This is a genomic window from Rhizobium sp. WSM1328 (assembly GCF_057653715.1).
This window is the reverse complement of the sequence record NZ_JBYGKO010000003.1, coordinates 181,375-203,844: the sequence shown is the minus strand read 5'-3', so window position 1 is coordinate 203,844 and position 22,470 is coordinate 181,375. Positions and strand designations below refer to the sequence as shown.

General features: G+C 57.5%; 16 protein-coding genes and 1 pseudogene. 4 read left to right on the top strand and 13 right to left on the bottom strand.

The annotated features are described in order from the left end of the window. Nucleotides 1-364 precede the first annotated feature (364 nt). Nucleotides 365-1,675 carry a polysaccharide biosynthesis/export family protein gene (locus tag AC2444_RS28610; protein ID WP_012760113.1) on the top strand — a complete coding sequence of 437 codons (1,311 nt, stop codon included), beginning with the start codon at nt 365-367 and terminating at the stop codon, nt 1,673-1,675. A 228-nt stretch (nt 1,676-1,903) separates the two neighbouring features. Further along, nucleotides 1,904-3,412 carry an O-antigen translocase gene (locus tag AC2444_RS28605; RefSeq protein WP_017997144.1) on the top strand — a complete coding sequence of 503 codons (1,509 nt, stop codon included), beginning with the start codon at nt 1,904-1,906 and terminating at the stop codon, nt 3,410-3,412. Nucleotides 3,413-3,836: 424 nt separating this feature from the next. Here the strand turns inward: AC2444_RS28605 and AC2444_RS28600 are convergent, their stop codons facing one another. Genes AC2444_RS28600 through AC2444_RS28575 form a run of 6 tightly spaced genes read right to left on the bottom strand, consistent with a single transcriptional unit; the run spans nt 3,837 to nt 9,365 of the window. Next, complete coding sequence (locus AC2444_RS28600) at nt 3,837-5,048, bottom strand: DegT/DnrJ/EryC1/StrS family aminotransferase (RefSeq protein WP_026157690.1); 1,212 nt, start codon at nt 5,046-5,048, stop codon at nt 3,837-3,839. Then, complete coding sequence (locus AC2444_RS28595) at nt 5,045-6,019, bottom strand: NAD-dependent epimerase/dehydratase family protein (RefSeq protein ID WP_012760116.1); 975 nt, start codon at nt 6,017-6,019, stop codon at nt 5,045-5,047. Before AC2444_RS28595 ends, AC2444_RS28600 begins: the two co-directional genes overlap by 4 nt. Next, nucleotides 6,016-6,735 (bottom strand): acyltransferase, encoded by a 720-nt coding sequence (locus AC2444_RS28590; RefSeq protein WP_017997142.1) that lies wholly within the window; start codon nt 6,733-6,735, stop codon nt 6,016-6,018. The genes AC2444_RS28595 and AC2444_RS28590 overlap by 4 nt, the downstream gene beginning before the upstream one ends. After that, the gene (locus AC2444_RS28585; protein ID WP_012760118.1) at nt 6,725-7,828 is read right to left on the bottom strand and encodes a DegT/DnrJ/EryC1/StrS family aminotransferase; all 1,104 of its coding nucleotides are present in this window, start codon (nt 7,826-7,828) and stop codon (nt 6,725-6,727) included. Before AC2444_RS28585 ends, AC2444_RS28590 begins: the two co-directional genes overlap by 11 nt. Further along, complete coding sequence (locus AC2444_RS28580) at nt 7,825-8,862, bottom strand: Gfo/Idh/MocA family protein (protein ID WP_012760119.1); 1,038 nt, start codon at nt 8,860-8,862, stop codon at nt 7,825-7,827. Before AC2444_RS28580 ends, AC2444_RS28585 begins: the two co-directional genes overlap by 4 nt. Further along, complete coding sequence (locus AC2444_RS28575; protein WP_012760120.1) at nt 8,859-9,365, bottom strand: acyltransferase; 507 nt, start codon at nt 9,363-9,365, stop codon at nt 8,859-8,861. Before AC2444_RS28575 ends, AC2444_RS28580 begins: the two co-directional genes overlap by 4 nt. Before the next feature lie 551 nt (nt 9,366-9,916). Between AC2444_RS28575 and AC2444_RS28570 the strand changes: the two genes are divergently transcribed. Further along, nucleotides 9,917-10,693, top strand: coding sequence for a LuxR C-terminal-related transcriptional regulator (locus AC2444_RS28570; RefSeq protein WP_017997141.1), 777 nt, complete (start codon nt 9,917-9,919; stop codon nt 10,691-10,693). Nucleotides 10,694-10,871: 178 nt separating this feature from the next. Here AC2444_RS28570 and AC2444_RS28565 read toward each other — a convergent pair whose 3' ends face one another. The 4 genes from AC2444_RS28565 to AC2444_RS28550 are packed head-to-tail and all read right to left on the bottom strand — an operon-like array spanning nt 10,872 to nt 16,174. Then, nucleotides 10,872-12,713, bottom strand: a complete 1,842-nt coding sequence (locus tag AC2444_RS28565) for a glycosyltransferase family protein (protein WP_017997140.1) — start codon at nt 12,711-12,713, stop codon at nt 10,872-10,874. Between the two features lie 4 nt (nt 12,714-12,717). After that, nucleotides 12,718-13,761: a UDP-glucuronic acid decarboxylase family protein gene (locus tag AC2444_RS28560; protein ID WP_012760123.1), complete on the bottom strand. Its 1,044-nt coding sequence runs from the start codon at nt 13,759-13,761 to the stop codon at nt 12,718-12,720. Nucleotides 13,762-13,806: 45 nt separating this feature from the next. Further along, complete coding sequence (locus AC2444_RS28555) at nt 13,807-15,300, bottom strand: sugar transferase (protein ID WP_017997139.1); 1,494 nt, start codon at nt 15,298-15,300, stop codon at nt 13,807-13,809. A gap of 7 nt (nt 15,301-15,307) precedes the next feature. Next, complete coding sequence (locus tag AC2444_RS28550) at nt 15,308-16,174, bottom strand: WecB/TagA/CpsF family glycosyltransferase (RefSeq protein WP_012760125.1); 867 nt, start codon at nt 16,172-16,174, stop codon at nt 15,308-15,310. A gap of 158 nt (nt 16,175-16,332) precedes the next feature. Between AC2444_RS28550 and AC2444_RS28545 the strand changes: the two genes are divergently transcribed. Continuing rightward, nucleotides 16,333-16,932, top strand: coding sequence for a hypothetical protein (locus tag AC2444_RS28545; RefSeq protein ID WP_017997138.1), 600 nt, complete (start codon nt 16,333-16,335; stop codon nt 16,930-16,932). Nucleotides 16,933-17,138: 206 nt separating this feature from the next. Here the strand turns inward: AC2444_RS28545 and AC2444_RS28540 are convergent. The 3 genes and pseudogenes from AC2444_RS28540 to AC2444_RS28530 form a co-directional block, all read right to left on the bottom strand. Continuing rightward, nucleotides 17,139-18,337, bottom strand: a pseudogene (locus tag AC2444_RS28540) (IS256 family transposase). Between the two features lie 676 nt (nt 18,338-19,013). Beyond that, nucleotides 19,014-21,143, bottom strand: a complete 2,130-nt coding sequence (locus AC2444_RS28535; RefSeq protein WP_012760127.1) for a right-handed parallel beta-helix repeat-containing protein — start codon at nt 21,141-21,143, stop codon at nt 19,014-19,016. Next, nucleotides 21,140-22,465 carry an O-antigen ligase family protein gene (locus tag AC2444_RS28530; protein WP_017997135.1) on the bottom strand — a complete coding sequence of 442 codons (1,326 nt, stop codon included), beginning with the start codon at nt 22,463-22,465 and terminating at the stop codon, nt 21,140-21,142. Before AC2444_RS28530 ends, AC2444_RS28535 begins: the two co-directional genes overlap by 4 nt. Between the last annotated feature and the right edge of the window lie 5 nt (nt 22,466-22,470).

Here is a 22,470-nt window from a genome sequence, read left to right as displayed (position 1 = left end):
GTTAAGGCGGCGCCGCCGGTCAATATCAACGTCTCGAAATCGACGATCCAAACAATGGCTCTGCCGCAAGGGATCGTTGTCCTGCGCGGCGAGCGCGCCTCTTCCTGCGCATGATCACCTGATTTCCCGGGCCAATGCCTCTGTACCGCAACGAAGGTGTATGTTGCTGCCCGGTTTAGGTTAAGCACCCTCCCCCACCTCATCAATAGTGATTAGGCGAAGCAAACAACCGCCACCTTCCTCAAGGCTTCGCCAGATTGCACACTGGCATTAAGGCTTCGGACCTGGTGCCCGACGCTCGCGTAACGCGTAAGGCGTTGAACCGGTGTCCGTTTAAGGATGCTATTGCAGGCTGGACATGTAAATGAAGCTATCGTATCGCGTTCTCAACGTGTTTTTTCCGGCGACACTTGTCATCAGTACACTGGTCTTTCTTGCCGGAACTGTACCGCCGGCTCTCGCCAATGACGCTGCTTTTGCTCCGCAAACGAAAATCCGTCTGACGATTGTCCAATGGATGCAGTCCAAAGGCCAATATGAAAGATGGGATGCGCTTGGCGGCGAATACACCGTCTCGGATGAAGGCGCTGTCTTTCTGCCCTTTCTTGGATCCGTTTCCGTCGGCAATCTCGATAACACCAGCCTCACAACCGAGATTGCCAAGCGTTTGCAAGAAAAAATCGGATTGGTTCAGCCACCCGCCGTCACCATCGAAATTCTTGAATACCCGCCAATCTATGTCGTCGGAGACGTAACCACGCCTGGGGAGTACAAATTCCGTTCCGGACTTACCGTCCTGCAATCCCTGGCAATGAGCGGTGGCCCATTCCGCGCCACAAGTCAGCAGCAATCGCAGACGATCAAACTCGCAGGCGAATTGCGGGAAATCGACCACTCGCTGCTGCGCAGCACTGCCAAATTAGCACGGCTCCAAGCAGAGATGATCGGGGCAAAGGAGATCTCGTTCGATCAGACGGTCGGCGTCGATCAGCGATACGCTGCGGGAATATACAACGAGGAACGGGTTATTTTTCAGGCTCGTGCAAATGCGCTGGACAGGCAGTCGAAGGCGCTCACGGAATTGCGTGATCTTTTGAACAGTGAAGTCGGCATGCTGGGCGAGAAGGTGCAGGGCTCGGAGGACAATATCAAATCTATCGAGGAGCAGCTGACCAGCGTCAAAACGCTGGTTTCGAAAGGCCTCACACTCTCGTCGCGTCAATTGGATCTGGAACGGTTGCTCACCACCTACCGCTCCGATCGGCTCGACCTTGTCACCGCCATCATGCGGGGCCGTCAGGCGATCAGTGAGACAACGCGAAATCTTGAGGGGCTTTATGACACGCGGCGAAGCGAAGTCGCTTCCGAATTGCAGTCGGAACAGGCAAGCCTCGATCAGTTCAAATTGAAGCGCGAGATGACGCAAAAACTGCTTCTCGATGACCTTGCGGCAGGAGGCTCGACTACCACCGACGAGGCGCTCCCGCTGACGTTTACGGTGAGCCGGCGAAGCGAAGGGCAAATCAGGCAGTTCCAGGCCTCCGAAACAACGGCGCTGATCCCGGGTGATGTTGTGAGGGTCGTTCGAACCCCAATTGCCGATCCGGTGTCTCAGGCCGCGCCCGCCGACCTGTCGCGTGAAACTGAGACACACGCCAGTCAGGCAAGCCAGTGACCCGCGAAAAGCATGTATTACAAACGAGGCCGCAGCGGACGATTGAGCAGCACCAAGGCGTTCCGACTACGTGCGCGACAAGCTGTTATAAACCCGACCAGGTCTTGAATTCGCTCCCTGCCCCAACAGGAATGCCTTTGCCGCATATCTCCGAAGCGGCGTTGGTAAACATGTCGGCGACAGCGCGCCGGAGATCCCGCCCCACAGCATAGCGGCCAAGGATGATTGATGACTTTGCGCATGATCCCAGCCAGTGGGCAGACTTATACCCAGATCCTCAAGTCGACGATGCTGATGGGCGGTTCCTCGCTCGTGAACGTCGCTTTAAGCATCATTCGCAACAAGGCCCTGGCCGTTCTGCTTGGGCCTGAAGGCGTGGGGCTCATGGGCCTCTACCAGTCAATCGTCGATATCGCGCAAACGGCCGCTGGCCTGGGACTGGGCGGCAGCGGGGTGCGACAGGTCGCCGAGGCCGCCGGTACCGGCGACGAAGCGAGGATCGCACAGTCGGCGAAGGCGTTGAGACGCATATCGATAGTACTCGGGGTGGTTGGCGCGCTCCTTCTTGCGGCGCTGGCATTTCCCGTCTCGGGGTTCACCTTCGGCGACTACCAGCACGCCGGTGGCATCGCACTGCTCTCGCTCGCCGTATTTTTCCGGATAGTGTCGTCCGGGCAGACGGCGTTGATCCAGGGCTTACGTGGCATTGCAAATCTTGCCCGCATCAATGTGCTCACAGGTTTTTTCGGCACGGTTATCACGGTCCCGCTGATTTACCTGTTCGGCGCGCAGGCGATCGCACCCTCTGTCGTAGCGATTGCGGCCGTCACAACACTCTCCACCTGGTGGTACAGCAGACGGATAGGCGCACACTCGCCGCGAATGTCGGCTCGCCAATTTGGCCAAGAGTGGGCACCTCTGCTGAGATTTGGCGCCGTGTTCATGGCGAGCGGACTTCTAACCTTCGGCGCGGCCTATGCCATCCGCATCATCATATTGAAGGATGGGGGCGTGATGGCCGCAGGATTGTATCAGGCAGCCTGGGGGTTGGGCGGTCTCTATGCCGGCTTCATTTTGCAGGCGATGGGAACGGACTTCTATCCGCGCCTGACCACGACTGCGGATAATCATGCCGAATGCAACCGCCTGGTTAACGAACAGATGGAAATCAGCATCCTTCTTGCCGGCCCCGGTCTGCTCGCCACTTTGACGTTGGCGCCGCTCATGATGAGCCTATTCTATTCTTCGGAGTTTCATGGCGCGGTTGATCTCTTGCGCTGGATCTGCCTTGGCATGATGCTCAGGATCATCGCGTGGCCGATGGGCTTCATCATCCTGGCGAAGCGTGCACAATCCATTTTCTTCTGGACGGAGGTGGCGGCCACGCTCGTGCATGTAGGGCTGGCATGGCACTTCGTATCGAAGTTCGGTACGCCAGGAGCCGGCATGGCGTTTTTCGGCCTCTACGTCTGGCATAGCATCCTCATTTACGTGATCGTGCGGCGGCTTACCGGCTTCCGCGGATCCGCAGCCAACCGCAGGCACGTGCTGCTTTTCCTGCCTGCATCGGTGCTGGTATTCTCGGCGTTTTGGGTCTTGCCGTTATGGCCGGCGATAGGGATCGGCACCTTGGCCGTAGCTCTGACTGGGATCTACTCGCTGCGCATGCTGGTCCAGCTTCTTCCGCCCGAAGTGATGCCTGCAGTGATCAGAGGATGGATCGCGAAGTTCGCCTAGAGCCTTTCCGGGTCAGATTGAATCATTCTGCCGGAACAGGTGTTCGTCCGGGAAAAGGCGATTGGCGAAGGGCATACCCCAAGGTACGTCCGAGCCGATCGCCTCTGATCCAGGTGGAGAGATGCCCGGCCCACCGGCCGCACTGCTTCGCCATGCGAAGCGATGCGGCCGGCAATTCTAGAGTCTTGCAGATTTGCTGGGCAAATCTGCGGGGGTTGGCTGAAACGGGCCTGCCTGATCGACCTGCCGGCTTGGCCGTAGAGCTTGGCTTCGACGCGCGCCGGCCGGGGTCGACCATCCGACTCCGTTTGAGCCAACAGAATGCTTCAAATTGACCAGGAAAGGCTCTAACAAAAAATGCGCATCGAAGCGATGCGCATCAGGTCCTGCGGCACAACAAAGATTGCATCACGCAATCAGGAAATCATACAAGAGCGATATCCCTATCGTGCTGTAAGGCGGGTATGTTGGCGACCTCAGCCAATGAGCTTCGAAGTGCTTCGACAACCCTGACAATGTCGAGATCCGTCATCTGAGCATAAAGCGGAAGGACTACCGTTTGCCGCTGCGCTGCCACGCTTCGCTCCAGACTTGTGGCGGCACGATAAGAACTCTGGTCGGAATAGGCACCTTCCAGATGAATGTTCATCACACCGCGCCGGGTCGAGATCCCTTGATCGAGCAGTGTCTGCATGACCTTCCGCTGGTCGACGGCATCAGGCAGTCTCACGCAAAAGCTCTGCCAGTTGCTACGAGCCCAATGCGGCTCGACCGGTGAGAGCCCAGGGATCGTAGACAGGCGCTCACGATATTGCTCGGCGAGCCGCCTGCGCTGCGCAATCAGCCCCGGCAGCCGCCGTAACTGTTCCCTTCCGACGGCAGCCTGAAGGTCGGTCATACGGTAGTTGTAGCCCAGTTCGTCATAGTCTTCGAAGATCACCTGTTTCGAGCCATGGCGAACAGCATCGGTGACGCTCATGCCATGCTGACGCCACAGCCGGAACTTTCGATCATACTCGGGATTGGCGGTGGTCAACATGCCACCATCACCTGTCGTGACGACCTTCCGGGGATGGAAGGAGAAGCAGGCAATGTCGCCATGCGGCTTGCCTATCTTTTCCCAACGCCCGTCCCACAGGATTTCGCTTCCCGTCGCGCATGCAGCATCTTCGATGACCGGGAGCTGATAGCGCTTGCCGATCTCCACGATCGAGCGGAGATCGCAAGGCATGCCAAGCTGATGCACACATAGGATTGCCTTGGTGCGGGGCGTGATGGCTGCTTCGATCAGGCTGGGGTCGATATTGTAACCATCTGCTTCGATGTCGACGAAGACAGGGACCGCATTGCAGTATCGAACAGCGTTCGCGGTGGCGATGAACGAATGGCTGACCGTGATGACTTCATCGCCGGCACCGACATCGACCGCCATCAAGGCGAGATGCAGTGCGGTCGTGCAGTTTGAAACCGCGCAGGCATGTGCGGCGCCGACAAAGGCTGCGAATTCGCCCTCGAAGGCCGCGACTTCCGGTCCCTGCGTTACCCATCCTGACATAATAACGCGGCGCGCTGCTTCGGCCTCCTCTTCTCCGAGGACGGGCTTGGCGACCGGAATCGTTGAGAGAGACGCGCTCATGCAGCTTGCCCTCCTGCCGCAGCGGTCTTCGACTGCCACCAGGCGACAAGGTCGCGAAGCCCTTGTTCCATCGATATTTCCGCTTTGAAGCCAAGGAGTTTCTCGGCCTTGCTGATATCGGCAAGACGACGGGTTACGCCGTTGACCGCGCGGGCTTCTTTGTGCTGCGGTTCGAGTGAGACCCCCATGATGCTGCTCAGCATCTGCGCAAGCTGCAGGAGGCTTATTTCCTCGCCGCTCGCGACATTGAACACCTCATCGGTGACATCGCTCTTCGCAGCCAGCAGGTTTGCCCGGGCGATGTCACGTGCATCGACGAAGTCCATCGTCTGGCTGCCGTCTCCGTAGATGAGGGGTGGCATTCCGGTCGCCAGACGCTCCATCCAGCGGATCAACACTTCGGTATAGGCACCGTAAACGTCCATTCGCGGCCCGTATACGTTGAAATAGCGCAGCGCCACATAGCGCAGGCCGTACATCTCCGCGAAGCTGCGAAGCAGCCCCTCGTTGAAGGTCTTGGCCGCGCCGTAGATCGTCCTGTTATTATATGGATGATGGGCTTCGGTGGTCGGAAAGGTCTCGGCCAAGCCCAGCACAGAGGCTGAAGAGGCAGCGACGACCTTCGACACGCCTGCCTTTACGGCAGCTTCGAGAACATTGAACGTGCCTTCGGCCAGCACATCGAAGGCAAGCCGTGGGTCTTCCGCGCATTGCGTGATGCGAATGGCCGCCTGGTGAAAGACGATGTCCACACCCTCGAAGGTTTTCGCCAGCAAGGCTCTGTCACGGATATCTCCCTCGATAATGTTGACGGACCCGCCACCTATTGCCGTGCTGAGATTGTCCCGGCGTCCGCGCACGAAGTTGTCGAGGATGATAATCTCGCGCGGCTTCTCCAATGCGACGAGATCGGCGATATGCGACCCGATCAGGCCGGCTCCGCCGGTAATGAGTACCCGTTGATCTCTCACGATCTTCCTCCACGCGATATATCGACCACAGCATCGGCTTCCGTGCGCCAGCGTATAAACTTCGCCGGCACGCCCGCCACGACTGAAAACGGTTCGACATCGGAAACAACGACAGCGCCCGCTCCGACGATCGCCCCCTTCCCGATGCTCACGCCGGGAAGAATTGTTGCGTTCGTTCCAATATCGGCCCATGCGCCGATGCGGACCGGCTTGATTTCGAGATCCGTGCGAATGATCGGCACATCCACCGGCAGTGCCGTGTGGGTCGACCCAAGCACTTTGGCGCCAGGACCCCAGCCGACACAGTCCTCGATAACCAGATCGCGTGCATCGAAATAGGCCATCGGGCCGATCCAGACATTGTCGCCGATCACGCAGGTGCCGTCGAAGCGTCCCTGGATATAGGCCTGGGCGCCGATGAACACGCCATTGCCGATTTCGAACGTTTCCGGATGTTTGAAACCGGCGCCGCCCGCGACCTGAAGTCCCGCGCCGCAGTTCCGCGCGATCGCTTGCCAGATGGCTTTGCGCATCAGAGTGTCGACGACCCCGTCACCTGTGGCGAAACGACCATAGAGGTCTATCAGGCCAGCGCGCCCGTATGATTGTCTGAGCTCTTCGACCAACCCAGTTTGGTAGTCAGGATCTGCCGGCCTTTCATGGCGACCATGGACCGCCTGCACCAGTCGAGCCTCGCCTGGGCGGTTAACTGACATAGGCGTACTCCAGCGCGGCGGCCACCTGGTCAACGTGTCGTACAGGCATCTCTGGATAGATCGGCAGCGAGAGGACCTCCCGTGCGGCGGCTTCCGAAACCGGGAAGTCCCCGGCCTGGTAACCAAGGTCGGCATGGGCTTTCTGCAGATGAACAGGGATGGGATAATGCAGCCCGGACGGAATGCCTTCCGCGCTGAGCAGGCGTTGAAGCCCATCGCGATCGTGGCTTCTTATGGCATAGACATGATAGACGTGACGCCGGTCGGCTGCTTCGACAGGGATTGTCAAATCCGTCGATCCGGCAAGCAGCGAAGAGTAGCGGCGCGCATGAGCGCGACGCGCCTCGGTCCAGTCTTCAAGGTGCCGGAGCTTGACACGCAGGATCGCGCCTTGAATGGCGTCCATGCGATAGTTAAAGCCTTTCAGCAGATGGTGATAGCGTTGCTCCTGACCCCAGTCTCGCAGCATGCGCATCGTCTTGGCCTGATCATCGTCATTCGTAACGACCATACCCCCCTCGCCGCAGGCGCCGAGGTTTTTGCCCGGATAGAAGCTGAAGCAGCCGGATAGGCCGATACTGCCGGCACGGTGGCCTTTGTATTGCGCGCCATGGGCCTGGCAGGCGTCTTCGATGACGGGTATCCCGTGGCGCTCGGCAATTGCCTTGATCGCGTCCATATCGGCCATTTGACCGTAGAGATGGACAGGAACAATGGCCTTGGTGCGGGGAGTAATCTTTGCCTCGACCTCCGCCGGATCCATCGTGAGTGTCACGGGCTCAACATCGACGAACACGGGTCGCGCACCCGTATAGCAGATCGCCGACACGGTTGCGACGAACGTGAATGGCACCGTAATGACCTCATCGCCGGGACCAACGCCCGCCGCAAGCAGGGCAAGATGCAAGGCACTCGTTCCGGTGTTGACCGCTATCGCATGCTTGACGTTGCAATAGTCGGCGAATTCCTGCTCGAAATGCGCGACCTCGTCGCCCAATACGTACTGCCCCGAGGCGAGGACGCCGAGCACAGCGGCGTCGATCTCACCCTTGATTGACTGATATTGTGCCTTAATGTCCAGGAACGGGATCATGCGATGCGCCTTGCCTCTTCGAGCTCGATGATGCGACCGCGCTGGGCTAACGACCGGCTTGCAGCTTCCAGAATGCGAACGACGCGCAAGCCGGCATGGCCGTCCGTAATGGGCCGCGAGTTCTGCTCGATGCACTCGACGAACTGATCCAGTTCGCGTTTCAGTGCTTCGGTCATATCGAGCTTGGGCGCCCACATGTCGCCGCTGCGGTAGCCAACCATCATCTGATGCACTTTCTCGCCGTAAGCCTGAGAATTGGGGTTCAGCGTGATGCCCTTGTCGTAGACCTTGATCTTTTCGCTGGGCTCCAGATCGTCGTAGACGACCATCTTGTTGCTGCCACCGATCAGCGTGCGGCGCACCTTGACCGGCGCCAGCCAATTGACGTGGATGTGTGCGATGAGCTTGCTTTCGAAGAAGAGCGTGAGATAGGCGATGTTTTCCGGCTCGCCGAGGACATGGCTCATGCCTGTCGCTGAAACGGCCACCGGCCTTTCCTGCACAACATGGTCCAGGATGGAGAGATCATGCACCGCGAGGTCCCAGATGACGCTGACATCATGCTGGAAGAGCCCCAAATTGACCCGAACCGAGTCATAATAATACATGTCGCCCAAGCCGTTCTCGACCAGTTCGCGCATCTTGCGGACGGCGCCGGTGTGGACGAAGGTATGATCCACTGCCAGCACGAGGCGTCGGCGTGCGGCCTCTTCGACCATCCGCGAAGCTTCCTCCGTCGTCGATGCCATCGGCTTTTCGACGAAGACATGCTTTCCGGCCATCATAGCCTGCATTGCGAGCTTGAAATGGGTGAAGACCGGCGTCGCGATAGCGATGGCATCAACTCTTGGATCACGCAGCACTTCCTCGAAATCATCGGTGATCGTCACGGCGGGGTAGCGGCTTTTGACAGCCGCCAACCGCTCAACATTAAGATCACAGACAGAAACGAGGTGCGCTCCGGCCGCCTCCGAGATGTTGCGCACCAGATTCGGGCCCCAATATCCATACCCAACAACAGCAATGCCGATCATTTCATTCCTCCCGACGCATACATGTCGACTGGTCCGTCATTGACGCGACCGATCACCCTGGCCGGAACGCCAATAACAATGGCGCCATCCGGTACATCTTTTGTTACAACGGCTCCGGCGCCGACCTGCGCAGCCTCTCCGATGGTCACGCCAGGCAGAATGGTGGCGTTGCTGCCAATCGACGCGTGGCGCTTGACCAGGGTCGGGACGACAATCCAGTCGGCCTCCGTCTGGAGGCTGCCATCCGGATTGACGGCGCGCGGGTATGTGTCGTTCGTAAACATGACCCCGTGGCCTATGAACACGCCGTCTTCCAGCGTCACGCCCTCACAGAGGAAGGAATGGCTGGAGATCTTGCAGCTTTTTCCGACCAGGACGTTTTTCTGGATCTCAACGAAGGTGCCGATGCGCGTTCCGGCGCCGATTGTGCAGCCGTATAGATTCACAAGATCCGGATGGTGGATAATGGTGCCGTCATCCAGCTTGACGTTTGATGCAATCATCCCTGCAAAACCCCTACTCTTGAACACGCCCAGACTTTCAGTTGAAACCAACAATCGCTTGATTGCACCCAAGGTTTCACACCGACAGGGCTAATATTTTTCTACATTGCAAAGAGAATTGTTTTCTGCATCTGAGTAAAGAAACAAAACGTTTAAGGTTATTCACCTAAAGGCGTATCTACTTATGATGACTTACGCCCATGTTCATACATCGGCCAACGTTGGTGGCGGACTCACCGACCGCATCCGCAGCCGGTCCTACGCCGGAGACTGCGATTGTTTCCATGCATTTAGTGACCCGTCACAAACTACGGTGTAACGATGAAGTTTATCCTGAAAATTATCTAGTAACGCGTAAGACTACTTCAGATTTACTTTATATTTCCGACTTGTTATGAAAGTTGTGCGCTACTTAGCCTATATTAGCTACTGTAACGCCCCGCGAATTGTGGTATTCGATTCCTACTTTAGAGTTTCCTAAACCCCCGAATTGAGAGGGGTTGGTACTCGGAGCCTTAGTTGAGCGTAACGTGTTAGGGGAGGGTGAAGCTGTGAATTCAGCACTTATACCGAATTTGGACCTCAGGCAGGAGAACGTAGCTCTTCCCCTCAGGATAGATAATCCGAACACAGCTGTCGTGCCGGGAAGACACACGCATTCGCTTGTCATTCTCGATAATCGTGAGCTTGATCGGCAATGCCTGGCGCAATGCATGGCTGCCGAAAAGGCGGATTTGCAGATTCTGGCATTTGGATCAATTGAGGAGTGGAAGCAGAAGCGCGACGAATATCCTCCGCTTTCGGCAATCCTCTTGAACGTCGGCGGCAAAAAGATCGATGAACCGGCCGTTTCGGAGCAAATCCGGAAGCTTTCGTCAGAATTTGTATCAACGCCACTCATCGTATTGGCCGATAGCGACGATTTCGGTCAAATCGTTAGGGCACTTGAGTACGGAGCCAAAGGGTTCATCCCCGCCTCAGTCAGCGTCAGTGTCTGTATGGAGCTGATCGCGCTGTCGGTGGCAGGAGGAATTTTTGTGCCTGCAAGCGCCCTGTTCGCCATGCGTCATTTGCTGGACTCGAGCAATTCGACCGCACGCCCGCTAGCCGGCATATTCACGGATCGTCAGGTCGAAGTCGTGGAGGCGCTCCGACGCGGAAAGGCAAACAAAATTATCGCTTATGAGCTCAACCTGCGAGAAAGCACTGTAAAGGTGCATGTTCGCAATATTATGAAAAAGGTCAAAGCGACGAACAGAACGGAAGTCGTGTTCAAGCTCAACGATCTGTTTCTTTCGGGCGGCTCTGCGACAAACAGCCTGTGCTGATGCGGTCGGCCGATCAGATCTTGGATCGCATCAGGAGCGCATTCTCGCTCTAAACATCCTCGGTGGCTGCACGGCAAATACGCCACCGAGTCCGCGATTGCATCTTCAGCCTCACTTGGAAAGTCTGTCATGTACGACTCTCCAGGTGTCGCTGTTTGCATGTGCAATTTTCCCACGGCTAATTGCCGGTGCCGATAGGAAGCCTGGAAAGCGCTATTCGGATCTTGCGCAACGGGCCTCTCTGCGAATGCGGGACCAGACCCCGCGCAAGATGCCAGAAATATCGGAACTCAGGCAGCGGCGGCACATTCGGCCGCAGGCCATTCAGGCGCAGTCTGACCATCAGGCCATCGACGCCTGAATATAGTCGCAGACGCCAGCCAGCATCACGTTTGAATTGTAGAGATGTTACTTTCTCGCCGGCGCTGCTTCCGCCGACGGGAGCGTGACGAAGAACATTTGCAAGATCTGGCTGCTGACAGCGCTCAAGAATATCGGAAAACCATGCAAGCCACTCGGAATCGCTCCGATCAGGAATCTGATGAATGCTTTTTCGATCCCTGCCATACCGCCCCGAGACGACCCCATCGCCTGAGCGACCGAGTTGCGCGATGACGAGGCGCGCGCGCCTGAATTCGTCGTGGGATAGCGATGGATAGAAATCTTGCAGCCTTCGCGCCCGCTCAAACTGGCCTCTGGAGATTAAAGCGAGAAGGAAGTACGCCCACTCGACCGGATCCGGGTTGAGTGCCCCATATTCGCTCATGGTCACCTTGACCAGGTCCACCAGAAGCTCATAGGCGTGATCGGCGTCGCCCTCCTGCAACGCACAGATGGCAAGGCGGAATTTAGCTTCGGGCAGGTAGGATACATAGTCCAGGCAGCGCGCGTAGCACTGCTTGGCCTCCGCCACCCTGCCCTGCTCGAGAAGCAAGTCGCCCTGCTTCAGCAAAGCGCGATCGCTGGCTTCCCCCACGATATGGACGCTCTCTCGCCTGGAGCTACGCTGAACCTTTGTAAGATCGCCGAAGGGGCCGGACTGAATGATCTTTTCACCGAACTGCAGGCCTTTGTTCAGCATGAACCACTGATATATTTGCGGCCTGTGGCTCAGTGTGTGACACGAATGGATCAAACTGTAACCGGCTTTCGTGATACGCCGTATTTCGTCGGGATGGGCAAAAAGGTAATCTAGTCGCTCGACGACGTTTTGGCCGTCAACAAAGACACAGTTCTCCATATCGACAAAGCCAGCTGCCTCCACTGCTGCTGTGCGTTCGGTCACGAGACAGGCATTTGCCCCGGGAATCTCGAAGTGCTTGCGTACGACCTCGCCGCCCATAGTGCCGCATGTGGGGACGACGAGGCTCGAGTTGAGCGCGCGCGCGTAAGCCTCTCCGGACAGGAGCTGGGAAGCTAGCTTGCTCTCATAGGCGTGTTGCGGCGAGACCAGGCAGGGGTAACGGTCGCGGATCATCGGAAAGACCGTCTGTCGCCAGGGATAAAGGCCATAGGCCTGACCTGTGAGCATCACCGGGATGACCTTTTGCTGGCCATAGTCGTGGTAGACTTTGGGATCGATGAAATTTGGCCAGACGAAGAGATTCTCCTTCACCGCCGGCATATATTCCGGAGTCATCGTTGCGATCGCGAAATACGCCTCGATGCCCCACTGCTCCATATCGGAAAGGAAGCCCGCGCGTCGATCGCACCATGCGTCGGCGTTATGAAGGCCAAGCTTGGGAACGACGATATGGGTATTGGTGTTGGTGATTTTTATGCGACGCGACCCATGCGACCGATAACCGCTTTCAAACAGCGTCAGATCCGGTTCGTACCTGTCGCATATCTCTGCATAATCGCAGTCGCGGTTAATGACGACGACATCGAAATGTGTTGTGAGGCATTTGACCTGCTGCTGCATGTGCAGCAGCAGGTAACCGGCCGCGTTCGCATTGGGCTGATGGTCCCATTGAAAAAAAACGAGCCGCGGCTTTCGATCATTAACGTTGCTATTCATGTCCCTATCGAATGGCTTCAGGAGCAGTGAGTTCGACGTTCGCAGACGCCAGATGCGGATAAGCTTCTTGCGAGGACTTGGCGCTAAGCCTGTTCCTTACGCCGCCGGAAAGCTTCCACTCGAAATAAGCGATCGTTCTCTCAAGCCCCTCACGAAGGTTCACCTTCGGCTGCCAGCCCAGTTGTTGCGTTGCGCGGCTGATATCGGGCTTGCGCTGTGTCGGATCGTCGACCGGCAGAGGATTGAAGACGATACCGGACTTCGATCCGGTCATTTCGATCACCATTTCTGCCAATTCACGGACCTGGAATTCTCCGGGATTGCCGAGATTGATAGGGCCTGTGACTCCAGCGGGCGCACCCATCAGACGGATAAAACCGTCGATCAGGTCGTCTACATAGCAGAACGACCGTGTTTGCGTGCCGTTGCCAAAGATGGTGATCGACTCGTTTCGAAGCGCCTGAACGATGAAATTGGAGACGACGCGGCCATCGTTGGTCTGCATGCGAGGCCCATAGGTATTGAAGATCCGCGCCACCCGGATTTCCACGCCATATTGACGATGATAGTCGAAGAACAGCGTTTCGGCGCACCGCTTGCCTTCGTCATAACACGCCCGCGGGCCTATGGGATTGACGCTTCCGCGATAGTCCTCCGTCTGAGGATGGACTGCCGGATCGCCGTAAACTTCGCTGGTGGAAGCCTGGAAGATCTTCGCCTTGGTGCGCTTGGCCAAGCCCAGCATATTGATGGCCCCATGCACATTGGTCTTCACAGTCTGCACAGGATCGAACTGGTAGTGAACAGGAGATGCCGGGCAGGCGAGGTTGTAGATCTCGTCGACTTCCACATAGAGCGGGAAGGTAATGTCGTGCCGGAGTATCTCAAAGCGAGGATCGTCAAGAAGATGCAGCACATTGTCGCGCGAACCGGTGTAGTAATTGTCCACGCAGAGGACGTCATTGCCCTCGCGCAAAAGCCTTTCGCACAGGAATGATCCCAGAAACCCGGTGCCGCCGGTTACCATAATTCGCTTTTGTCCGTGCATTGGTATGCTCCGTTGTTGATGGTTGCCTCGCGGAAGCGAGGATGGTCAGTAGGCTCCCCCGCGCTTGAACACCGCAGGGATTGTGCTGAGAAGAATTTGGCAGTCGAACCACAGAGACCGGTTGTCGATGTAGAACTCGTCGAGTTGCTGCTGCAGCTCGATATCCGCATTGCTTCGTTCGGATATCTGCCAGAGGCCTGTCAGCCCCGGTGTTACCGAACGCCGCTTGTCACGAAATTCGCTGTCCATCGCTGAGAGGTGATATTCTGGAAACGGACGCGGTCCGACGATGGCCATCTGCCCCGCAATGATGTTTGCCAATTGCGGCAGCTCATCGATGCTCGAAGAGCGCAGCATATGTCCGATCACCGGAAGGACGCGCGGATCGTCCTTGAGCTTGAAGTGGCTCAACCACTCGGCGCGCATGTTGGGGTCGTCTCGGAAGACAGCTTCAAGGCGCTGCTCTGCATCCTGATACATCGTCCTCAATTTCAGGACGTGCACCGGCTTGCCTGACCGCCCCTCCCTGGTGTGCCGGAAGAAGACGGGGCCCGGATCGATGGCATAGATTGCGGCCGCTGCAAACGCGATGAATGGGGCGACGACGATCGATGCAGGGATGGCGATTGCGAGATCGAGGATTCGGCGAACCAGGTCCGAGTTCACCGAACTCCCACTGTTGGTAAGGCGAATACCGATTTCTCCGCCGACATCCGCAGGCCGCAATCCGGTTACCTTGAGGCTCGGCGTGTCGGACAGCAAAATGACTTCGGCGAACTTCCGACGCATAGCCGCCAAATCTGGTGCAAGCACGCCTGTGTCGCCCGCAATCATGGCAATGGATGGCCCGCCATCGGGCAATGCCTCCACACTATCGGGGGAAATGGCCTCCGGCCTGATGCCATACTGCCAGTGGTTCTTGAAATGGGCCACGAGAGCGGGGGTAAGGTTGCCCCCCCCTATGACAACCGCGTGCTCCCCCCAGACTCCAAGTTTCCAGCACAGGCCCCGTGCAAGCCAATGCACAAATGGCTGAACAATCAGCCCGAGAGCGAGGAACCCAATGACGGCAAGCAGCAGTCGTTCCCCCTCCGGGAGGATAATTGCTCCAAACGCCGCCAGGACAGCCACCTTGACGGCAGCTACAGTGCGCCGCCGCAGATGTTCGTGCTCATGTAACCGATATCCAGGGTAGAGGCCGGCCGATGCGTAAAGAATAATCGCGGCGAGTGCTGCGATCGCGAACGTACGCTCCGCCAGCGTGCCCTCCAAACCACTGGGGAAAAAGGACAGGACAACAAAATAGGCAACCAAATAGCTTGCAATGTCGCCGGCGGCCAGCAAGGACGAGGTTGCAAGCCGAGGAAGCCGACGCCGTAGTGCGGCGGGCATATTCAGCCCTGCCCGGTCAAAGGGATCGGCGGTCTTAGCTGCTATGGGCGGCACGGAACCTGCCGCAATCGCCCGCGACGTCATGTCACTTGATGTGGCTGCCTTCGACGGACGCGGTGTCATTGCTGGCGACGCAAATAAGGACATGATGGCTTTACACCTTTGCAGCTGCTTCTTTTGGCGCGCTTGGTCCAAAAACCGCGTCTTCGATCGGAAACTTCCGAAGCCCCAGTCTCTGGAATGCCGTCAGTGAGATGAAGGTCGGCACGACGACCGCATAGCGCCGCCACAGCCGTCGCGGCTCGCACAAAAGGCGGAACGCCCATTCGAAGCCGCTTCTTTGAATGATCCTTGGAGCCTGCCGCTTGAGGCCGGCGTGGAAATCGAATGCGGCTCCGACCCCGATGAGCATCGATGCTTCCAGACGATCGCGCATGCGCGCCATCCAGAGCTCCTGCTTTGGACTGCTCAGGCCGACCCAGATGATATCGGCGCCCGATCGATTGAGCTGGTCAGCAATCTCCGTTTCCTCCCGCGTCGACAGTTTGCGAAAAGGTGGCGCATAGGAGCCGACGATCTGTGCTTGCGGAAATTTCGCGAGAAGTCGCGCCTGCAGCTGTTCGAGCGTTTCGGCCGTTGCGCCATAAAGGAAGTGGCGCAAGCCCTTGGAGCTGCCGGCATCGAAAACGGATAACATGAGATCCGGTCCATAGACCCTGTCGCTTTCGGCATGACCGGCACGTTTCAATGCCCATACCAACGGCATGCCGTCGGGTGTCACGAGGAACGCACGGTTATGTATCGACCGGAGTTCGGGATCATCTTGACATCGGACGACACCGTGCGCGTCGCGAACGCACACATATTCCTTCCTGCCGTCTTCGATCGCTGTTTGAATAAATCCGGTGGCACTTTTGAGATTAACTGCCGAAATGCGAACACCAAGGACATTAATAGATTCCGAATAGCTCGGTCGATTAAGAACCGAATCTTGACTGCTGTCTGCTAGTTGCTTTCTCATGACCTGCGCTTTCGCGATCTAAACTGTCATCAGAATATGCTGTAAGGGCGATTGCCTCCATACTTGCCGTTCCAACTATTGGACGTAGATGAGACTTCATATTTCTACGCCTTACGCGGGGATAAGTTACAATATTTGGAGTAAGGCAATGTACCCCTATGGTTTACGACGTGCTCTTTTTGATGAGTGCCGTCGCGAAAGAGCGTTTGGCCGTCGCAAAATCGAAGAAGATAGTCGCCGTCGCGCAGACAGGGCCGGGGGTGAGCGCACAAGCCGGGAGAGAGATGTGGGGATCCGACAGGCGAGATGACGGCCTCGGCTGGCGAGCAGTCAGAGCTGGACGACAGAATCCGCTGCAGAAAGATTTGAGTTCCGACAGCTACACCGTCATCAGGGAACTGCTAGCCGCCAATCAGGTGGAATGCTTACGACTGATTGTGACGCAGTACCTGAAATCGGAAGGCCGGTATCAGTACGGTGGCAAATTCCAGCTTCAGGCCAGGTATGTCGCAGAGGAAGTCGCCAGATTTCTGACATCCGACGTGATCCTCAATCACCTCAAGGAAATCACGCAACCGCTTGACGTCGTTCTCACAGGCGAATGCGATATGATGATCAACACGACATCGTCGTGGCATAATGAGGTTCCCCACCACCTTGCCTGCATTGACGGAACTATCTTCGCGGACGAGTCTTTCAGGGGTATAAGATCGCATTCTACCTGCAGGATCGGGACGAAAACTCGCCAGCGACATTGAAGGTTCGACCAAGATCTCACCTCAGGGGCCTGGTAAGGAGCATGCCGGAGAAGGGGCAGGCGATGCCATCATTTTCGATGTGCGGATCGAACATGCCGGGCAAATGCCGACACTCGTTGGCAGAAGCCTACGCAAGGATCGTGTCCACGGGAGTGGTGTAGCTGACGGCTGATGGCCGTGCTTTCCGACATGGGTCGGAGCGGATATCAGCGAGCCACAGCGGGCAGGCTGATTTGGGGATCATCGCTCATTTGAGCCATGGTCTCAAGGGTCATATACCTGGCGCGTTGGACGGCCCACTCGTCGTTCTGTTCGAGCAGCAGCGCGCCCACGAGACGGACGATCGCCTCGTCGTTCGGAAAGATACCGACCACCTCGGTGCGTCGCTTGATTTCGCCATTGAGACGCTCGATTGGATTCGTCGAGTGCAGCTTTGCACGGTGCTCTTTCGGGAAAGTCATGTAGGCGAGCACGTCTTCTTCGGCATCGTCCATGATGGTGGCGAGCTTCGGCACTTTCGGCCTGATCTGATCGGCGACGCTGCGCCATTGAGCGCTTGCTGCCTCCGGCGTCTCCTGGGCCAAGGCCGTTGCGATGAAAGCGGAGACGACCCGCCTGCCGCTCTTTCCGGCGTGCGCCAGCACGTTCCTCATGAAGTGAACCCGGCATCTTTGCCAGGTGGCATTCAAAACCTTCGTGACAGCAGCCTTGAGGCCTTCATGGGCATCCGAGACGACGAGCTTCACGCCGCGCAATCCTCGGCGTGTCAGCCTACGCAGGAATTCCGTCCAGATCGGTTCGGCCTCCGACGTCCCGACCTCCATGCCTAGGACCTCGCGCCGGCCATCGCTGTTCACGCCGACAGCGATAATGACGGCGACGGAAACGACACGTCCGCCGCGCCGGACTTTGAGGTAGGTCGCGTCCACCCACACGTATGGCCACTCGCCTTCAATCGGCCTGTCGAGGAAAGCCTTCACCTTGACGTCGATCTCTTCACAGAGCCGGGACACCTGGCTCTTCGAAATACCGCTCATGCCCATGGCTTTGACCAGATCGTCGACAGAACGGGTCGAGATTCCCTGGATATAGGCTTCTTGGATGACGGCCGTCAGAGCCTTTTCCGCCATGCGACGGGGTTCAAGGAAGCTCGGAAAGTAGCTGCCCTTGCGCAGCTTCGGAATGCGGAGTTCAACGGTCCCGGCTCGCGTCTCCCAATCGCGGTCGCGGTAGCCATTGCGTTGAGCAAGGCGCATCGGGTTCTTCTCGCCGAACTCAGCACCGCAGCTGATCCGACCTCCAGCTCCATCAGCCGCTCGGCGGCAAAGCCGATCATCTCACGCAACAAATCTGCATCGGCGCTCTTCTCAACAAGCGAACGCACGTTCATCATGTCATTGGTCATCGGTGGTCTTTCCGTCAGGTTGGTCTTCAACAACCCGACCCTAGCGGAAAACACTGATGGCCGCCCGCAAACCCAATCACCCGCTACAGCGCTATGAAAAGCGCGCGGGCGCTCGGCTTTGCTACCTCCCGCCACCTACACCACGTGCCGGGACACGATCTACGCAAGTTCTGCGACCGGATCGGGCCGCGACTTCGCATTGACTCGCAAAGGGCTTTCACCGTGGCACGATCAGCCCTTCGACGGATGGCCGGGACTCCTGACCGCGTTGCGGTTTTCATGACCATTGGTCCGTCTGATGTATGGACCCATTCTTATGCCGATGAAGGCTCCAATCGTCATCCGGGAGTTCGGGGAACTCTCAGTGCAAAGGTGCTGACCCAGCTCGCTGCCTACAATATTGCCCCGCCTCAGCCTGCCTCACCCTACCAGATCTCCGGATCCTGATTTTGATGCAGTATACTTATGTCGGCTATCCCCGCGCGTCTGGCGCGGGATCCGAACTGGCAAGGGTTGCAATTTCGCTTTCGAATTGGCTCACCAAGGGCATGTCTTCATCGTTCTTAACTGCTGCAGTCACCAGCAACGCGTGCACGAATGGCGGAGCGGGTTTACAAGTCGCCATAGCCGAAGGCGCTATCGCGGGCAGGAACACCGCTCGTCGCCGCGCCTTTTGTTACTCCGGCGGCGCGACGACGCTTGCGGTGTCCGCCCCAGCCTTCTGGAGATCCCTTAGATTGCCAAATTCTCCCGAACGCATGATGCTCGGATGTATTCGGAAGCTCTTGTCGTTCAAATTGCCGATGTAGCGGTTGCGAGCGAACTGCACGTATCCAGGCCCATGGCCGGGAGCGTAGACGTATGCTGCAAGCCCGCTACTACTGCCGATCGACACGATATTGCCCTCGATACGGTTGGGGCGTGCCCATGGCGGATGCCACTCCCTGCCGGTACCGTCATCAACGCGAAAAGCCGCGCCCGATCCGTGCGTGATGACGTTTCCCGTCACCAAGTTGCTCCAGCCGCCGTTGATGCCGATCGCCGATATATTGTCCGAGAGCGTATTTCCTTCGATGCGCACACCGCTGGCCTTGCCATCGGTGTAGATCGCCCAACTGATAGGGGTCGGCCATTCATTGATATTTTCATATCCGGGAGGCCAAAACGTCCCATCGGCCCTGTTCATAAGTTGACCTGTCCCGGTAACCAGGTTGTAGCGGATGCTGCTGTTCAGGAGGTCCGCCTGCTCGCCCATCAGCTTGATGGCACCGCCATCTGCCGTCTGCTGATTGGCATTGCGGATCACGTTATGCTCGATGACTGCGTCGTGGACTGCGTCTTGTGCTCCCCACAGTGAGCCGCCGGCGATACCGAACTGCGCAGTATTTTCGACCAGGTTATGGGCGATCCTGATACTGTCGGCCGCCTGGAACCATATCCCCGCAGTTTCAAAGTAGACCCTTCCGATGTCATGAATATGGTTCGACAGGATTCTGGCTCTGTCGGATTTGCCGAAGCTGCCATAGGTTGTGCCAACGTAAATCCCATTGCCAGCCACATCTCCAATCACGTTGCCGGCAATCAAGACATCTTTGCTCTCGGAAACATGGATGCCGACGCCGACATTGTCGATGGAATTGCCGAGCAGCCGGACGCCATCCGAGTGATCGAGCCGTATGGCCCCAAAGCTTCTGGTGTCGGTACCGAACTTGCCGCTGCCCTGCGGATCCCCATCCCGAAACTGGAGCCCCGAGATAACCATCCCGTCGGCTCCATCCAGCCTGAAGAAGGTCGGCAGGATGCCGGCGACAACTGTAGAACTGGTTGGCGGTCGATCGGTCGGGATATAATCGAGTTGACCGTTGACGCGGTCATACCACCACTCCCCAGGCGCATCGAGCATCGCCGCCGCCCCAGTCAGGAAATAGCGGCTGCCTTCTGCGGTGAAGAAATAGCTGGTGCCTTGGGTATTTATGGCCCGGTTCGCGGCGTCGATTGAAACCACTGGGAGGGTGTCACTGCCCCACTGGCTGCCGGGGTGAAAACCACCTACGATGTGGGCGACTAGCCCTGCCGCATTTTTTGAGATCGGAAGATCGCCGGCATGGAAGCAAAAGCGCGTGTTACCATGCCATATATCGTCGTCCTGCGTGCACTTAGCCGCGAAAAGCCACCCTTTGCGCGGGTCTCCATCGAGTGGAGCGTTGGGAAAGCGAGCCCGCGTCTGGCGCGCGCCGCTGACGAAAAGATCGCCCACATCCCGGCCCGCAGGCAGCTTCAGTGACGCCTTCCAGCGACCATCGGCCTGCGCCGTCCAATTGCGCACAATCGGGCCGCCGTGCAGGACTGGCGCCTCGTTGCATCTCGCCGCGATGATCAGGCCCGCATCGCGAGCATCGAAGACTATCGGTTCAGCGAGATAATAATCCCCATTGCCCATTGCGATCGTATTCTGGCCGCCCTTCTGGCGCGCAGCATCCCGCGCTCTTTCAATACTGGCAAAAGGACCGTCTGTACGCCGAGAATTTGCTTTAGGAAGGTGTCCGCTCCAGGTGTCTTTGCCATCGGGAGAGACATAGAATACTGCCCGGGCCGCGGGTGCTCCGGTCACCATGCTGCTCAGTGAAGTCCCCTTCAGCTTGTCTGAAAAAGTCGCCGGCGAGGCTTCCGCGCAAGTTGCCTCCCTGACCGTCGTCTGCAGCCTCTCAGGCGCATCTGCGTTCGGGCTCACCGAGGCCAGCTTGCTCGGCTGCGGAAAGAGCATCGCAAGCAAAATGCTCAAGATCGGCGCGAAGCGCAGCCTCATGAGATTTGCAGCTCCGCCGTTGGGCTGCGGGCCGATGCTCGCAGTTGCCGGCCGGGAGCCGTCGAAACAACAACAGGCTTGTATAGAGAGAACATGATGATGGCTGTTGTGAACAGAATGAAAATCGCGTCATTCTGGATAAGGAAGATTGTCTCGGTCAGGTTCATCACCAAAACCACAACCGTGAAGACGTTCAGCCAGAGCCAGCCATAACGCGGGTCCCCGCATTGTAGGGCCGCCCCTTGGCGGAGTGCCTGCAAAAGCATCAGAGCGAACAAAGTCATTCCGCTTATTCCGAAGCTCAGCAGCGTATCGCGGAATCCATTATGGGCGTGGGGAGCCATCCATTGGATCTTTGACCAGATAATCCACGCTTCGGGATTCGCTTCTGTCCAAAACGCCTGGTAGCCGAAGCCGAGCAGGAGATGATCGGCGATCTGACCGTCGACAAGTTCCCACAAGGGCACTCGGCCCGTCAACGTGGCATCCTTGCCAAGCGCCTCAAGGAAAGGGACCAGGAATTCATGAAGCAAAAGGAGGATCCCGACGAACATTTGAACAAAAAACAGGATGAAGACGATCCGACCGATGCCACGGATTCGCTGCAACAAGGAGTAGAATCCGATCAGGCAATATGCCGATACCGTCGCAATTGTCGCGGTCATCGATCCGGAAAGGAAGAGACAAGCCCCGCCCGCCATCAGCAAGATCAAAGCGGTTCGCCGCAAGCCTCGGTTGCCGTCCATTACGACGGCGGTCGACACCAGTATCATCATACCGGCGTACCAACCAAGGCTGTTCTTGTGGATGAATATGCCGCGCACCGCGCTGTCCGTGGGCATGCGAGCGAGCCCCGGTGACACCACAAGAAGCAAAAGGCTGAGGACGATACATGTTCCGAAGGTCGCAAATGCAATGAGAAGCAGCTGCCTCGGCGTAAAGCGTATTGCCAATACATAAGCCAAAAGAACCGTGAAGAGCAGGCCGATGGCACGCCTGAAAGTCGTCGACGGGCCAACCGACCAGAAGACGGACAAGAAGGGCATAGCGACCATCAGCGGGACAAACCAATTTCGCTTCAGCGCTGTGATGAAGTGCGGAAAATTTCGTGCCAGCATCAGCAATGTAAACCCGTATACGGGTAGACAAAGCAGACGCAATATCGACCTGGCATGATCGCTAAGGCCTCCGTCGGCATCCGCGAACATTAGCGGGAAAAGCGCGCCTGTCTGAAGAAAAAGGCAGAGGCCGGCGCCCCAGCACTCTATTGTTCGCCAACTGACAGTCGGCCCATTCGCTATTCTAAGCGTGTACGCTCTCATTACCC

Bases quoted from the DNA above. Each gene is read 5' to 3' on its own strand.
- AC2444_RS28610 (WP_012760113.1), top strand. From the start codon at position 365: ATGAAGCTATCGTATCGCGTTCTCAACGTGTTTTTTCCGGCGACACTT.
- AC2444_RS28605 (WP_017997144.1), top strand. From the start codon at position 1,904: ATGACTTTGCGCATGATCCCAGCCAGTGGGCAGACTTATACCCAGATC.
- AC2444_RS28600 (WP_026157690.1), bottom strand. From the start codon at position 5,048: ATGAGCGCGTCTCTCTCAACGATTCCGGTCGCCAAGCCCGTCCTCGGA.
- AC2444_RS28590 (WP_017997142.1), bottom strand. From the start codon at position 6,735: ATGTCAGTTAACCGCCCAGGCGAGGCTCGACTGGTGCAGGCGGTCCAT.
- AC2444_RS28585 (WP_012760118.1), bottom strand. From the start codon at position 7,828: ATGATCCCGTTCCTGGACATTAAGGCACAATATCAGTCAATCAAGGGT.
- AC2444_RS28580 (WP_012760119.1), bottom strand. From the start codon at position 8,862: ATGATCGGCATTGCTGTTGTTGGGTATGGATATTGGGGCCCGAATCTG.
- AC2444_RS28575 (WP_012760120.1), bottom strand. From the start codon at position 9,365: ATGATTGCATCAAACGTCAAGCTGGATGACGGCACCATTATCCACCAT.
- AC2444_RS28565 (WP_017997140.1), bottom strand. From the start codon at position 12,713: ATGAATAGCAACGTTAATGATCGAAAGCCGCGGCTCGTTTTTTTTCAA.
- AC2444_RS28560 (WP_012760123.1), bottom strand. From the start codon at position 13,761: ATGCACGGACAAAAGCGAATTATGGTAACCGGCGGCACCGGGTTTCTG.
- AC2444_RS28555 (WP_017997139.1), bottom strand. From the start codon at position 15,300: ATGTCCTTATTTGCGTCGCCAGCAATGACACCGCGTCCGTCGAAGGCA.
- AC2444_RS28550 (WP_012760125.1), bottom strand. From the start codon at position 16,174: ATGAGAAAGCAACTAGCAGACAGCAGTCAAGATTCGGTTCTTAATCGA.
- AC2444_RS28545 (WP_017997138.1), top strand. From the start codon at position 16,333: ATGGTTTACGACGTGCTCTTTTTGATGAGTGCCGTCGCGAAAGAGCGT.
- AC2444_RS28535 (WP_012760127.1), bottom strand. From the start codon at position 21,143: ATGAGGCTGCGCTTCGCGCCGATCTTGAGCATTTTGCTTGCGATGCTC.
- AC2444_RS28530 (WP_017997135.1), bottom strand. From the start codon at position 22,465: ATGAGAGCGTACACGCTTAGAATAGCGAATGGGCCGACTGTCAGTTGG.